This is a genomic window from Janthinobacterium sp. UMAB-60 (genome assembly GCF_900095235.1).
Taxonomy (GTDB): Bacteria; Pseudomonadota; Gammaproteobacteria; order Burkholderiales; family Burkholderiaceae_D; genus Janthinobacterium.
On the sequence record NZ_LT607492.1, the window covers coordinates 114,232 to 126,690 of the forward strand.

Below are 12,459 nucleotides of genomic sequence, written 5' to 3' on the forward strand. Positions count from 1 at the left end.
CTTATTCCTTTCCCTCGAGCGGCCAGTCCTGCAGCAGCTGTTCCAGCGCCGCCAGTTCCTGCTGGTCCACCAGTTTGCTGCCCGTAAACATACTGACCGGCAAGGGACTGTCGATTTCCATCACACGCCGGCCAAAGTCGTGGGCAAACGCGGCCAGGGTGGCCACCTTGTCCACGTTCGCCTCATACACGAGCACGCCATGCACGCTGCGCTGCAGCAGCATGCCCTTGTCCAGCATGCGTTCGAGCGTCTTGCGCGTGGACGAAAACGACCATCCCAGCTCGTCTTCCACCCTGGCGTGCAATTCACGCGCGGACAGCGGATGGTCTTTCCACAAGGCTTTCAATAACGATAGTTCGGTGACGGAGGGCGTGCTCATGGAGATTCCTTTCAGTGACTGTTGACACAATTATGCGACAACAGTCACACGAACGCAAGCACTACGCGCGACATCTGTCGCATGCATTAAAACGCCCGTTTTAAAACTCTTCCCACTCATCTTCCCCCGAGCGCTGTTTGCCGGCCGGAACTTGCGGCGCATGGCGCACCACCGGCTTGCCACTCACGCGGGCAGGCGCGTGCGCCACCTTGAGCGGCACCGGCCGGCGCGCGGCGGGCCGGGACGCGAGTGCCGGAATGGCATCCACCTGCGCGGTCCTGAACACGCTCACCGCATCGGCCAGCCGGGCGGCCTGCTCCTGCATGGATTCCGCCGCTGCGGCAGCCTCTTCCACCAGTGCGGCGTTTTGCTGGGTCACCTGGTCCATTTCGCCGATCGCCTGGTTGACTTGCTCGATGCCGGCCCGCTGCTCGTCGCTGGCGGCCGAGATCTGTCCGACAATGCTGCTGACCTTGTGCACGCTGTCGACGATCTCGCGCATGGTGTGGCCCGCCTCGTCAACCAGGCGCGCGCCGCTCTCCACCTGCGCCACCGAGTCGTTGATGAGGGCCTTGATTTCCTTCGCTGCGCCAGCCGATCTTTGGGCCAGATTACGCACTTCCGTGGCGACGACGGCGAAGCCGCGCCCCTGCTCGCCCGCCCGGGCCGCCTCCACGGCCGCATTCAGGGCCAGGATATTCGTCTGGAAGGCGATGCCGTCGATCACACCGATGATGTCGACGATCTTGCGCGACGAGTCGTTGATCGAGCCCATGGTGTCGACCACTTGCGCCACCACTGCGCCGCCCTTGCCGGCCACGGCGGAGGCCGACGCCGCCAGGCCGTTGGCCTCGCTGGCATTCTGCGCATTGCGCTGTACCGTGCTGGTCAGTTCCTCCATCGAGGACGCCGTCTCTTCCAGCGAACTGGCCTGCTGTTCCGTGCGCGCGGACAGGTCGATATTGCCCGAGGCAATCTGGCGCGAGGCCGTGGCGATGGCCTGCGTGCCGCCGCGCACTTCGGTGACGATGCGCAGCAGGTTGGCCGTCATGTCTTTCAATGCCTGCATCAGCTCGCCCGTCTCATCCTTCGAGCGCACGTCCACCTGCACCGTCAAGTCGCCGTGCGCCACCTGCCTGGCCACGTCGATCGCCGCGCGCAGCGGGCCGGAAATGTTGTGGGCGAGCCACCAGGCGATCAGGGCGGCCAGGATCAGCGCAGCCGCGCCGCCGCCCAGCAAGGTCCAGTGCGTGCGCGCCTGCAAGGCCGCCGCCGCTTCCGAGCGCCGGGCCAGCAGCACCGTTTCCGCCTGGCCGATCTCGCCCAGCAGTGCCCGCATGGCATCCATGCCCTGCTTGCCCCGGCCTTCCTTCTCCAGCGCCAGCACGGGCTCGATGGCCGCCGTGCCCTGCGCCACGGCGCGCCGCATGGCGATCACGGGATCGAGCGCACCAGCCAACCAGGCTTGCTTGGCAGCATCGAGCTTCGTCAGGCGCTCCTGCTGGGCAGGGTTATCGCTGGTCAAGCCGCGCGCAGCTGCAAGGTGCGTGCCAAACGCGGCCTGCCCCGCCTTGTACGGTTCCAGCGACGCCTCCGCGCCCGTGATCACGTAGCCGCGCTGGCCCGTTTCCACGTTGATCAGGCTTTCCAGGAGCGCGCTGTTTTCAGCGAGCACCTGGTAAGTGTGGGTATTGATGGCATTGGCGTCGGCCAGCCGCGAGACATTCAGCGTGGCGACGGTGACCAGGGCGGCCAGCAACAGGACGATGGTGCCGAAACCGCCATACAGGCGGGTGGCGATGCGAAGATCGGCGATACGCATGATATTCCTCCAGGAATGAACACCCCGGCGCCACGGTGAGTCCCGCGCATGGAGTGCTACAGGCAATAGTAGTGAATAACGCCAATCCGGAGCGCGCCCTAGCCACGCATTTCCTTTACCTGTGGCATTGCGTACCTGAAACAAACCCGGCGCTTTTTTGCCATGCTGTTATACTTCGCGTGTGCGGCACATATGACCAGTCCCCTTGCCGCTGTCTTTCGACCCCTAATCTGATTGCCTGCGACTGGCGCCCCCCGATGGCGACAGGCCGATCTCACAATAAAGTTACCATGTCCTTTTCCTCCCTCGGATTGTCCGACGCTATCGTACGTGCCGTTACCGAACACGGCTACACCGTGCCGACCCCCATCCAGACGCAGGCGATTCCCGCCGTGCTGGCTGGCGGCGATTTGCTGGCCGGCGCACAAACCGGTACCGGCAAGACGGCCGGCTTCACCCTGCCCTTGCTGCACCGCCTGTCGACTGACGCGAATGGCGCAGCCATCACCAGCAACACGTCCACGCGCCCGATCCGCGCGCTGATCCTGGCACCGACGCGCGAACTCGCCGCGCAGGTCGAGGAAAGCGTGCGCACCTACGGCAAATACACCAAGCTGAACTCCACCGTGATCTTCGGCGGCGTCGGCATCAACCCGCAAATCAAGCAGCTCAAACACGGCGTCGACGTGCTCGTCGCCACGCCGGGCCGCCTGCTGGACCACATGGGCCAGGGCACGGTTGACCTGTCGAAAGTGGAAATCCTGATTCTCGACGAAGCCGACCGCATGCTCGACATGGGCTTCATCCGCGACATCAAGAAAGTGCTGGCCGTGCTGCCGCCGAAACGCCAGAACCTGCTGTTCTCGGCCACGTTCTCGGAAGAGATCAAGGCCCTGGCCGACGGCTTGCTGAACAAGCCAGCCATGATCGAAGTAGCGCGCCGCAATTCGACCGTGGAAGTGATCCAGCAAAAGATCCATCCGGTCGACCGCGACAAGAAGCACCCGATGCTGTCCTACCTGATCAAGTCGAACAACTGGACGCAAGTACTGGTATTTACGCGCACCAAGCATGGCGCCAATAAACTGGTCGAGCAACTGGGCGCGGACGGCATTGGCGCTCTGGCCATCCACGGCAACAAGAGCCAGTCGGCGCGCACGCGCGCCCTGTCCGAGTTCAAGGATGGCACCCTGCAAGTGCTGGTCGCCACCGACATCGCCGCGCGCGGCATCGATATCGACCAGTTGCCGCACGTCGTCAACTACGACTTGCCGAACATCCCGGAAGACTATGTGCACCGTATCGGCCGTACGGGTCGTGCCGGCGCCAAGGGCGAAGCCGTGTCGCTGGTCTGCGTGGATGAGCACGAAATGTTGAAAGACATCGAAAAGCTGATCAAGCAAACCCTGCCGCGCGAAGTCATCGAAGGCTTCGAGCCGGACCTGAACGCCCGCGCCCAGCCTGTGCAATTGCGCAGCGGCACCGGCGGTCACCGCAACAACAGCCGCGCGCCAGCGGGCGCTGTGGTGCGCGTGAAAACCGGCGGCAGCGGCGCCAAGCCACGCAGCGCCGGCCCGGCGGGCGGCGGTGGCGGCGGCGGCAACCGTTCCGGCAATGCGCCGCGTTCGGCAGCCAACCACAGATCTGGCGGCCGCGGCCGCTAATACACGCTGGCAAGCGCGTATCGCAACGCTAAAAACCGTTCCAGGACTTGTTTCTGGAACGGTTTTTTCATGCACGCCACCGATTGCCGATTTGGGCTAGGATAGTGTCCATCATCCTCACCTGCGTGCCGCCATGCCGAACTTCGCTGCCAACCTCAGCATGATGTTTACCGAACTGCCCTTCCTCGACCGCTTTGCCGCCGCCAGGGAAGCGGGCTTCGATGCCGTCGAATTCCTGTTTCCCTATGTCGTCGAGGCGCGCCAGATCGCCATGCGGCTGGAACGCCACCATCTGCAGCTGGCCGTCTTCAATTTTCCGCCCGGCAACTGGGAACACGGCGAACGGGGCATCGCCTGCGATCCGCGCCGGGGCGAAGAATTCCGCAGCAACGTGCAACTGGCGCTCAACTACGCGCTGGCGCTGGGCGCAAAACAGCTGCATTGCATGTCCGGCATCGTGCCACCCGGCATGAGCCTGGAACGGGCGCGGCAAAGCCTGATCGGCAACCTGCAATATGCGGCCGACGCCTGCCGTCCGCACGGCATCCACGTGCTGATCGAGCCCATCAACCGCTACGACATGCCCGGTTACTTTTTGAACCATAGCCAGCAGGCGGCCGACATCATCGCCGACTGCCAGCGCAGCAATATCTTCCTGCAATACGACATTTATCACATGCAGCGCATGGAGGGCGAACTGAGCAACACCATCCGCGCCCTGCTGCCCCTGATCCGCCACATCCAGATCGCCGACACGCCGGGCCGCCACGAACCGGGCACGGGCGAAATCAACTACCGCCATCTGTTCAAGCTGCTGGACCAGGTCGGCTACGCAGGCTGGGTCGGCTGCGAATACCGTCCCAAGGGCGATACCGTGGCCGGACTGGGCTGGCGCGATCAATTGACGGGCGCCTGATCGCAGCACGCTTGCGCCCGCACAAGGCGGACAGCGCAGGCCGGCACGACAATACCTTTCCATACAGTACTTCCTGTCGAGAGGTGACGTGTCCGCCCTGCCCGCCCGCCATGGCCGCGCCCTTGGCCTGAACCTGCACCTGAGCCTCTTCCTGGCTGCCGTGCTGTGCGGCTGCGCCACTCCACGCACCGACCTGGCGCAGGTGCGCGCCCTGGCCGCCGGCAGCGATGCCTTGAACGCCTTCAGCGAACTGGCGCAGCGCCACGTGGACAGCTACCAGCGCGCGCGTCCCTATCTGTCGCCGGCCGAAGACGCGCGCGAACGCCTGCTCGATGCCCAGCGCCGTGCCGCGCAAGCGGACGTCGCGCGCCTGGCGCAAGCCGTGCGCCTGTACCTGCAGGCGCTGGGCCGGCTGGCGCAAGCCGATGCATACGACGTGCAGCCCGAACTGGCCAGTGCCGGCGTCGCCATCCGCGCCTGGCCGGGCAGCGGCATCGATGACCGGCATGTCAGCGCCTACACCTTGCTGCTGCAGCAACTCTCACGCCTGGGCGGCGCGGCCAGCCAGCAGGCGCACCTGGCGCAGGTACTGCACGACGGCGATGCGCCGCTGCAAGCCCTGCTGGCCGCACTCGACAGCTTGCTGGCGCTGTACGACAAGAGCGGCGACAACGAGCGCGACATGGTGCTCGGCTTGCTGGACGTGGAAATCGCCTATGCGGACACGCCGCAACAGCGCCTGCTGGCCGTGCTGGCGAAAAACATGCAACAAAGCAAAACCGAGGAATATCGGCTGCTTGGATTGCGCCATACCCTGGCGCGCCGGCAACTGGCGGCACTGGGGCGTGAACACGCCCAGCTCGCTGCCACCCTCACCACCACGGAGGCAAGATGGACGGATCGGTAGGCAGCGAACGCCGCGAAGCAGCTCTCAGCAGCGCCATGCGCGTGGAGCAACTGGCCGACAGCCTGTCGCAGGCAGCCATCACCCTGCACGGCGCCGTCATGCGCGCCATCCGCAAGCGCGCCAGCCAGGGAGAAAACGGTATCAGCCACAGTCAGGCGCAAGCCGTCTTCGCCCTGGAAGTGGCCTTGCGCCAGCAAGCCAACCAGCTGTATGCCGATGCCGCCGGGCATACGGTCGCCGGCCTGGAAACGGCGCAACGCCAGCTCAGTGGCCTGCTCGACACGGTGCGCCTGCGCATCGCCCGCAACGACGACGTGCGGCACTGGATCAGCCTGGCGACGAGCTTGTTGCACCTGGGCAGCGCCGTCCTCGCCCGCAATCCCGAGCGCATTCTCAGCACCCTGGGTAAGGTGCGTGAGCGGCTGCAAGAGATGGCGCCGGACTGATTGAATTTGGCCGGCGAGCGCCTATACTGGGACGTCCCCGCATGGCAATCGTGCCCGCGGGACCACCAGAGGAGGCCAATATGCGTATCGAACCGTATTTGCAATTCAATGGAAATTGCGCGCAAGCGCTGGAATACTATCGCCAGCACCTGCATGGCACGGACCTGTGCCTGATGCCGTTTCGTGGCTCGCCGGGCCAGCAGCAGGTCAAGGAAGACTGGTACGACAAGATCATGCACGGCTCCGTGCAGTTGGGCCCCACCATGCTGATGGGCTCGGACGGCGGCTGCCAGGAAGATGGCGCCAAGGGCATGAGCGGCAGCTCGGTCTGCCTGACCCTCGACACGCCGGAGGAAGCGGAACGGGCCTTCGACGCGCTGGCGCGTGACGGCAATATCCAGATGCCCCTGGAAGAAACGTTCTGGGCCAAGCGCTTTGGCATGCTGAAAGACCAGTTCGGCGTCGCCTGGATGGTCAACTGCCTGAAGGAGCCAGCATAGAACGGCCCATGCCTGCCTGCGCCGCGTCAAACGCGGCGCGGGTAGTAGCGCAAGCAGAGTGGCCAATCTTGGACTACCATAATGGAAGTAACCTCTACCGGGTGACAACCATGAATGGATTGCCGCAAGACCAGCTGCAACGCCTGCAAGGCGTGCTGGAGCAACGCAAACTGGCGCTGCAGGAACAGATCGAGAACGAGTCGGCCGAAGCCGATGCGCGCGCCTCGCTGCTCAATGAAATCGAAGCCTCGCCGGCCGACAACGCCAGCGTGCGCACCTTGAACGCCCTCGTCAGCGAAGCGGCCGAGCACAACCTGGCGCAGCTGGCCATCATCCGGCACGCGCTGGCCAAGTTTGCCGATGGCAGCTACGGCCTGTGCGACAACTGCGGCGAAGCCATCGGCCTGTCGCGCCTGAACGCGCGCCCCGAAGCGCGCCTGTGCATCGATTGCCAGACGCGGCTGGAAAAAGCCCGGCGCGGCGCGGCATGACGCGAGCATGACGGCGGCGCAACAACAAAGGGCAAGGCATCGCTGCCCTGCCCCCTGTTTTCCAGCGTGACTACCATGTTGCCTGTCGTCCTCCGCCAGCATCGTGCGTGCCGGCTGGGTGGACGGGTCTCCTCTACTGCCATTGCCCTGCTTCAAGTGTCCAGCTGTACCTTGGTTAGCTCATGTGCTGTCCGCCATTGATGGCGATGTTCGCGCCCGTGACGAACGCCGCCTCGTCGGACGCCAGGTAAGCCACCAGGGCCGCTACCTCGTCCGGCTCGCCCAGGCGGCCCAGGGGAATCTGCGGCAGGATCTTCGTTTCCAGGATATCGGCCGGCACGGCCGTCACCATCTGCGTGCGCAGGTAGCCGGGCGAGACCGTGTTGACGGTGATGCCGTGGCGGGCCACTTCCAGCGCCAGCGCCTTGCTGAAGCCATGCACGCCCGCCTTGGCGGCCGCATAGTTGCACTGGCCAAACGCACCCTTCTGGCCATTCACGGACGAGATATTGATGATGCGACCCCATTTTTTTTCCAGCATGGGTTCCAGCACCTGCTTGCTCATGTTGAACAGGCTGTCGAGATTGGTGCGCATGACCTCGGCCCAGTGCGCCAATTCCATCTTCCGCATGCTCTGGTCGCGCGTGATGCCGGCATTGTTGACCAGCACGTCGATGCGGCCGAACTGCGCCAGCACGCTTGCCACGGCTTCGCTGCAGGCAGCGAAATCGCTCACGTCGATGGCCAGCGGGTGAAAATAATACTGCTGCGCCTGTTGCTCGTCGAGCCAGCTGGCCACGCGCGCATTGCCCGGCGTATGCGCCGCCACGACGGCAAAGCCCGCCGCATGCAGGCGGCGGCACAAGGCCGTGCCCAGGCCGCCCATGCCGCCCGTGACCAGTGCTACCTTTTGTTCCTTCATTGCTGTCTCTCCCCGCTTGTTATGGTTGTTCTGCGTGGGATCAAGTGTAGGAGCAGTTTTTCTTGTCGGCTTTGCGCCAGATCAAGCGCTCAGCCTGATGCAGTCGTGCGCGCCCGGCACCCCGGACTGTGCCAGAATGGCCGCTACCGCACAGCGAGAGGACAGGCCATGACATATAAAACCGTATTGCTCCACATCGACGACAGCGCCGGGCGCGCCGCCCGCATCGAAGCGGCAGCCAGCATCGCCCAGGCATGCGGCGGCCACCTGACGGGCGTGGCGCTGACGGGCGTGTCGCGCCTGCTGTACCAGAACCAGCCCGACCTCGATGCCGACCCGAACCTGAGCTTGCATCTGAACTTCCTGCGCGAACGGGCGACGCGCGCTCTCGACGGTTTCGAGCAACAGGTGCGCGCGGCCGGCGTCGCCTCGTTCGAACAGCGCGTGCTCGACGACGAGGCGGCGGGCGGCATCAGCCTGCTGGCCCGCTATGCGGACCTGGTCGTCATCAGCCAATACAATGCCAAGGATAAATCGCCGTCCGTGATGCGCGACTTTCCCGCCTATGTGCTGCTGCATTCTGGCCGCCCCGTGCTGATCGTGCCATATGCGCCGCCGCTGCCCCTGCTGTCGCCGCCGGCGGCCGCGCGCAATGTGCTCATTTCCTGGAACGCCAGCAAGGAAGCGAGCCGCGCCGTGAGCGCCGCCCTGCCTCTGCTGCAGCGCGCCGGACAAGTCCACGTCGCCATCTTCGATGCCCAGGTGCATGCCGCCGAGCACGGCGAACAGCCGGGCGCCGAGCTGACGCACTACCTGGCGCGCCACGGCGTGGAAGCGCGGCTGCATCTGCTCGATGGCGGCGGCGTGCGGCGCGGCGATATCGGCGAAGCGCTGCTGTCGCAGGCCGCCGACCTGTCGGCCGACTTGCTGGTGATGGGAGCGTATGGCCATTCGCGCCTGCGCGAAACCATCCTGGGCGGCGTCACGCGCACGATTTTGCAGAGCATGACGATTCCCGTGCTGATGGCGCACTAAGGCCTGTTGCGAACGGCGGACTAGCCGCCCTGCCAGGGCTGGCTGCGGATCTTCGCCACCTGGCGCTGCGCCAGCCACTGCCACAGCTGCAGCGCGTCGCCCTGCGGCAGGGCCGACATATGGCGCGGACTGGCCAGGGCGATTTCGCAATCGCGGTCCGACCATTCCTCGAAAGTGACTTCGCCTCCGCTAGCGACCTCGACCTGATACATCAAGCCGTCGTCGTAGCCAAAGCGCAACAAGACGGCGGCCGGGCTGCCGTCCGGTGTGGCGCCGCGGTAGACCTCGGCCAGCGCATCGGCCAGCTGTGCCGGCGAGGGCGCGCAGATGTCGCGCCCATCGGCCCGTGTCAGAATGAACCATGCCTGTGTCATGACGCGCCCTCCTATTCATACTCGTTAGCATGCGAGGCAAGTACTACAGGCAGTCACCTTGGTCCAGTGTCACTACGGGCGCGCGGAAACTATCCCTGTCGGCATTGTTTACCAATAATTACCAATACTAACAAGTATCATACCTAAAATTGCATGCAGCGCGGCATTTATGCATGTTGCGCGGCGGGCGCGCCGGTTCACGCCACCAGCACGGGAATGCTGAGCGGGTCGAAATCATGCCAGTCGCCATTGGCGATCGTGCCTTCCGCTTCCTCGATATGCTCGGCGCCCAGCCGGTGCAGCGCCTCGAGCGCCCGTTCGCGCTCGTCGAGGCCGCCCAGCGCGACGGCGATCAGCATGCCAGGATGGCGTGGCTGGCGGCGGTTTTCGCCATTGTTTTCGCCATGTTTTTCGGACTCGCCCGCCTCCTTCATTTTATTGAAACTGTAGAGCGAGCCCACGTGGGCGCCCACCAGCGCGCCGACGACGGGACCGAGCGGCCCCGTCGCCAGGGTGGTGGCCGCGCCGATGCCCGCACCCACGGCGGCCCCGACGGCCACGCCTTCCACCACGCCTTCCGGCGTCTCTTTGGCGCCGGGCGAGATGTCGCGGTCGCCGCCGAGCGCGTGCAAGTCGTGCTGCCCCGGCTGGTTGACAAAGAAGGCGCTGATGCGGCTGTCGGAAAAACCCGCCTGGTTCAGGGCGGCGCGCGCGGCGTCTATCTGTTCCTGCAACTGAAAATGACCTGCGATGATGCGTGACATGATACGGCCCTCCTGGTCGGCTGCGGGCGCACCGTGCGCCACCGTTCCAGCGTGCGCCTGAGCACCGCGAAATACCGTTCGATTACGCACACAGCCGCTCACTCACGCCCACTCATGTGCTCAATCATGCGGATACGCCAAACGGGCTGCGTATATCGGACAGGAATTGTTGTGCGCGCGCATGTTGCGGCCGCGCAAAGAAATCCTCGGGCGTGGCCCGCTCCAGCACGTGGCCGTGATCCATGAACCAGACGCGGTCCGCCACTTCGCGCGCAAAGCCCATCTCGTGCGTCACGCACACCATCGTCATGCCGCCCTGCGCCAGGTCGCGCATCACTTGCAGCACCTCGCCCACCATTTCCGGGTCCAGTGCGCTGGTCGGCTCGTCGAACAGCATCAGCGGCGGCTGCATGGCCAGCGCGCGGGCGATCGCCACGCGCTGCTGCTGGCCGCCCGACAAGGCCGCCGGCATGGCGCGCGCCTTGTGCGCCAGCCCCACCCGTTCCAGCAGGGCCAGCGCCCGTTCCTCGGCTTCGCGCCGGGTCAGGCCGCGCAAGCGCTGCGGCGCCAGCGCACAATTGTCCAGCACCGATAAATGGGGAAACAGGTTGAATTGCTGGAATACAAAACCGATGTGCGAGCGGAAGGCATTCACTTCCAGCCCCGGCGCATAAATATCCTGGCCCGCCACCGTGATGCGGCCCGAAGCGATCGCCTCCAGGCGGTTGATGGTGCGGATCAGGGTCGACTTGCCGGAACCGGACGGCCCGCACACGACCAGCACCTCGCCCTTGGCGACGTGTTCATTGATGCCGCTCAAGGCGTGATAGTCGCCATAGTATTTGTTGACGTTGTCAAAGGTGATCATGCTGCCGCTTTCAAAAGACGCGCCTGGCGCCGCTCAAGCCAGAAGGCAGCGCGCGACAGGCTGAAACATAAAACAAAGTACGTCATGCCCAGCAAAAAATACACTTGCACGGGCTTGGTCAGCACCAGGCCATTGACTTGCGAGGCGATGAACGACACTTCGGCCAGGCCGATGATATAACCGAGCGAGGTTTCCTTGATGGTCGAGACGAACTGGTTCACCAAGGACGGCAGCATGTGGCGCAGCGCCTGCGGCAGCACCACTGAGCGCATGCTGTCCAGATAGTTCAAGCCCAGCGAACGGGCCGCCTCCACCTGGCCCGTGGGCACGGCTTGCACGCCGGCGCGCACGATCTCGGCCAGATAAATGCCGTCGAAGATGACGAGGGCCGTCAGCATGGTGCCGAATTGCCCGCTTTCATGCCCGGTGATGCTGGGCAAGAAGAAATACGCCCAGAAGATGACGAGCAGCAAGGGGATGCCCCGCACCACGTGGATCAGCGCGGCGACGGGCCAGCGCAGCAGGCGCCAGGGACTCAGGCGCGCCAGCCCCAGCAGCAAGCCGAACGGCAGGCTGAGCACCAGCGCCAGGCTGGCCAGCACGACCGTCAGCGCCAGGCCGCCCAGCGGTCCCTCGGGATAGCGGCCCACAAGAAAATACAGCCAGTAATCGTGGAGGAGTTCCAGCATCAGGACACCTTCCTTTGCAGCACGGCCGCCAGGCCGGCGATCAGCAGCGAGACGGCCAGGTAAGCCGCGCTGGCGAAGACGAACGCCTCGACGCTGCGGAACGAGGCCGCTTCCACGCGTTGCGTCTGGTACATCAGCTCGGCCACGCCGATGACGGTGGCGATGCTGGTGTTTTGCCACAGGGTCAGGGTTTGCGACAGCAGCGGCGGCGCGGCCAGCCGCAGCGCCTGCGGCACGATGCACAGGCGCATGGTGGCGAGAAAACTCAAACCCAGCGCCCGGCCCGCCTCGAATTGCTGTGCGGGAATGGCGCGGATGCCACTGCGGATGTCTTCCGCCATGTAGGCGGCCGTATATAAAGTCAGGGCCGCGATGGCGCTGGCCGCTTCGATATTGCCGGCATACAAGCGCTCCTTCCAAGAGTCGGGCAACAGTTCGGGCGCGCCGAAATACCAGAACAGGAAGTGGGCCAGCAAGGGCACGTTGCGGATCAGCTCGACGTACGCGGCGCCCAGGCCGTTGAGCAGGCGCGACGGCGCGAGGCGCAGCATGGCCACGCCGCACGCCAGCGGCAAAGCCAGCAACAAGGTGATGCCCATCAGTTGCAGGGACAGCAGCAAGCCGGAGACCAGCCAGTCACGGTAGTCGCCGGACAGCAAAAAGTTCAGATCAAACATGTGGA

Annotated in this window: 15 protein-coding genes; 7 read left to right on the plus strand and 8 right to left on the minus strand. The window is 64.8% G+C overall.

The annotated features are described in order from the left end of the window. Position 1 precedes the first annotated feature (1 nt). Both K0F86_RS17905 and K0F86_RS17910 read right to left on the minus strand, forming a co-directional pair. Positions 2 to 379, minus strand: coding sequence for a BlaI/MecI/CopY family transcriptional regulator (locus tag K0F86_RS17905; RefSeq protein WP_034758847.1), 378 nt, complete (start codon positions 377 to 379; stop codon positions 2 to 4). A 100-nt stretch (positions 380 to 479) separates the two neighbouring features. Continuing rightward, positions 480 to 2,201 carry a methyl-accepting chemotaxis protein gene (locus K0F86_RS17910; RefSeq protein ID WP_219135655.1) on the minus strand — a complete coding sequence of 574 codons (1,722 nt, stop codon included), beginning with the start codon at positions 2,199 to 2,201 and terminating at the stop codon, positions 480 to 482. A 290-nt stretch (positions 2,202 to 2,491) separates the two neighbouring features. Here K0F86_RS17910 and K0F86_RS17915 point away from each other — a divergent pair, with 290 nt between their 5' ends. From K0F86_RS17915 to K0F86_RS17940, 6 genes are all read left to right on the plus strand, one after another. Beyond that, a complete protein-coding gene (locus tag K0F86_RS17915) occupies positions 2,492 to 3,865 on the plus strand; it encodes a DEAD/DEAH box helicase (RefSeq protein WP_219135656.1) in 1,374 nt (457 codons plus the stop codon). A 133-nt stretch (positions 3,866 to 3,998) separates the two neighbouring features. Continuing rightward, on the plus strand, positions 3,999 to 4,781 hold the full coding sequence (gene otnI / locus K0F86_RS17920) for a 2-oxo-tetronate isomerase (protein WP_219135657.1): 783 nt from the start codon (positions 3,999 to 4,001) through the stop codon (positions 4,779 to 4,781). 88 nt (positions 4,782 to 4,869) lie between these two features. After that, positions 4,870 to 5,688, plus strand: a complete 819-nt coding sequence (locus K0F86_RS17925; protein ID WP_219135658.1) for a hypothetical protein — start codon at positions 4,870 to 4,872, stop codon at positions 5,686 to 5,688. Then, the gene (locus K0F86_RS17930) at positions 5,673 to 6,134 is read left to right on the plus strand and encodes a hypothetical protein (RefSeq protein ID WP_219135659.1); all 462 of its coding nucleotides are present in this window, start codon (positions 5,673 to 5,675) and stop codon (positions 6,132 to 6,134) included. Before K0F86_RS17925 ends, K0F86_RS17930 begins: the two co-directional genes overlap by 16 nt. Before the next feature lie 80 nt (positions 6,135 to 6,214). Further along, positions 6,215 to 6,634: a VOC family protein gene (locus K0F86_RS17935; protein ID WP_219135660.1), complete on the plus strand. Its 420-nt coding sequence runs from the start codon at positions 6,215 to 6,217 to the stop codon at positions 6,632 to 6,634. A 110-nt stretch (positions 6,635 to 6,744) separates the two neighbouring features. Then, positions 6,745 to 7,125, plus strand: a complete 381-nt coding sequence (locus K0F86_RS17940; RefSeq protein WP_219135661.1) for a TraR/DksA family transcriptional regulator — start codon at positions 6,745 to 6,747, stop codon at positions 7,123 to 7,125. A gap of 175 nt (positions 7,126 to 7,300) precedes the next feature. Here the strand turns inward: K0F86_RS17940 and phbB are convergent, their stop codons facing one another. Further along, positions 7,301 to 8,047, minus strand: a complete 747-nt coding sequence (phbB, locus tag K0F86_RS17945; RefSeq protein ID WP_219135662.1) for an acetoacetyl-CoA reductase — start codon at positions 8,045 to 8,047, stop codon at positions 7,301 to 7,303. A 168-nt stretch (positions 8,048 to 8,215) separates the two neighbouring features. Between phbB and K0F86_RS17950 the strand changes: the two genes are divergently transcribed. After that, positions 8,216 to 9,082: a universal stress protein gene (locus K0F86_RS17950; protein ID WP_219135663.1), complete on the plus strand. Its 867-nt coding sequence runs from the start codon at positions 8,216 to 8,218 to the stop codon at positions 9,080 to 9,082. 20 nt (positions 9,083 to 9,102) lie between these two features. Here K0F86_RS17950 and K0F86_RS17955 read toward each other — a convergent pair whose 3' ends face one another. The 5 genes from K0F86_RS17955 to K0F86_RS17975 all read right to left on the minus strand — a co-directional run bounded on the left by K0F86_RS17955 (position 9,103) and on the right by K0F86_RS17975 (position 12,454). Then, positions 9,103 to 9,456: a hypothetical protein gene (locus K0F86_RS17955; RefSeq protein WP_071078622.1), complete on the minus strand. Its 354-nt coding sequence runs from the start codon at positions 9,454 to 9,456 to the stop codon at positions 9,103 to 9,105. A 197-nt stretch (positions 9,457 to 9,653) separates the two neighbouring features. After that, complete coding sequence (locus tag K0F86_RS17960; RefSeq protein ID WP_219135664.1) at positions 9,654 to 10,220, minus strand: glycine zipper domain-containing protein; 567 nt, start codon at positions 10,218 to 10,220, stop codon at positions 9,654 to 9,656. Between the two features lie 124 nt (positions 10,221 to 10,344). Continuing rightward, the gene (locus K0F86_RS17965) at positions 10,345 to 11,088 is read right to left on the minus strand and encodes an amino acid ABC transporter ATP-binding protein (RefSeq protein WP_219135665.1); all 744 of its coding nucleotides are present in this window, start codon (positions 11,086 to 11,088) and stop codon (positions 10,345 to 10,347) included. After that, entirely contained in the window at positions 11,085 to 11,777 is a 693-nt protein-coding gene (locus tag K0F86_RS17970) for an amino acid ABC transporter permease (RefSeq protein WP_219135666.1), read from the minus strand. The genes K0F86_RS17965 and K0F86_RS17970 overlap by 4 nt, the downstream gene beginning before the upstream one ends. Continuing rightward, entirely contained in the window at positions 11,777 to 12,454 is a 678-nt protein-coding gene (locus K0F86_RS17975; protein WP_219135667.1) for an amino acid ABC transporter permease, read from the minus strand. Before K0F86_RS17975 ends, K0F86_RS17970 begins: the two co-directional genes overlap by 1 nt. Positions 12,455 to 12,459 lie beyond the last annotated feature (5 nt).

Coding starts and splice junctions, on each gene's coding strand:
- K0F86_RS17905 (WP_034758847.1), bottom strand. CDS start 379: ATGAGCACGCCCTCCGTCACCGAACTATCGTTATTGAAAGCCTTGTGG.
- K0F86_RS17910 (WP_219135655.1), bottom strand. CDS start 2,201: ATGCGTATCGCCGATCTTCGCATCGCCACCCGCCTGTATGGCGGTTTC.
- K0F86_RS17915 (WP_219135656.1), top strand. CDS start 2,492: ATGTCCTTTTCCTCCCTCGGATTGTCCGACGCTATCGTACGTGCCGTT.
- otnI (WP_219135657.1), top strand. CDS start 3,999: ATGCCGAACTTCGCTGCCAACCTCAGCATGATGTTTACCGAACTGCCC.
- K0F86_RS17930 (WP_219135659.1), top strand. CDS start 5,673: ATGGACGGATCGGTAGGCAGCGAACGCCGCGAAGCAGCTCTCAGCAGC.
- K0F86_RS17935 (WP_219135660.1), top strand. CDS start 6,215: ATGCGTATCGAACCGTATTTGCAATTCAATGGAAATTGCGCGCAAGCG.
- K0F86_RS17940 (WP_219135661.1), top strand. CDS start 6,745: ATGAATGGATTGCCGCAAGACCAGCTGCAACGCCTGCAAGGCGTGCTG.
- phbB (WP_219135662.1), bottom strand. CDS start 8,047: ATGAAGGAACAAAAGGTAGCACTGGTCACGGGCGGCATGGGCGGCCTG.
- K0F86_RS17950 (WP_219135663.1), top strand. CDS start 8,216: ATGACATATAAAACCGTATTGCTCCACATCGACGACAGCGCCGGGCGC.
- K0F86_RS17955 (WP_071078622.1), bottom strand. CDS start 9,456: ATGACACAGGCATGGTTCATTCTGACACGGGCCGATGGGCGCGACATC.
- K0F86_RS17960 (WP_219135664.1), bottom strand. CDS start 10,220: ATGTCACGCATCATCGCAGGTCATTTTCAGTTGCAGGAACAGATAGAC.
- K0F86_RS17965 (WP_219135665.1), bottom strand. CDS start 11,088: ATGATCACCTTTGACAACGTCAACAAATACTATGGCGACTATCACGCC.
- K0F86_RS17970 (WP_219135666.1), bottom strand. CDS start 11,777: ATGCTGGAACTCCTCCACGATTACTGGCTGTATTTTCTTGTGGGCCGC.
- K0F86_RS17975 (WP_219135667.1), bottom strand. CDS start 12,454: ATGTTTGATCTGAACTTTTTGCTGTCCGGCGACTACCGTGACTGGCTG.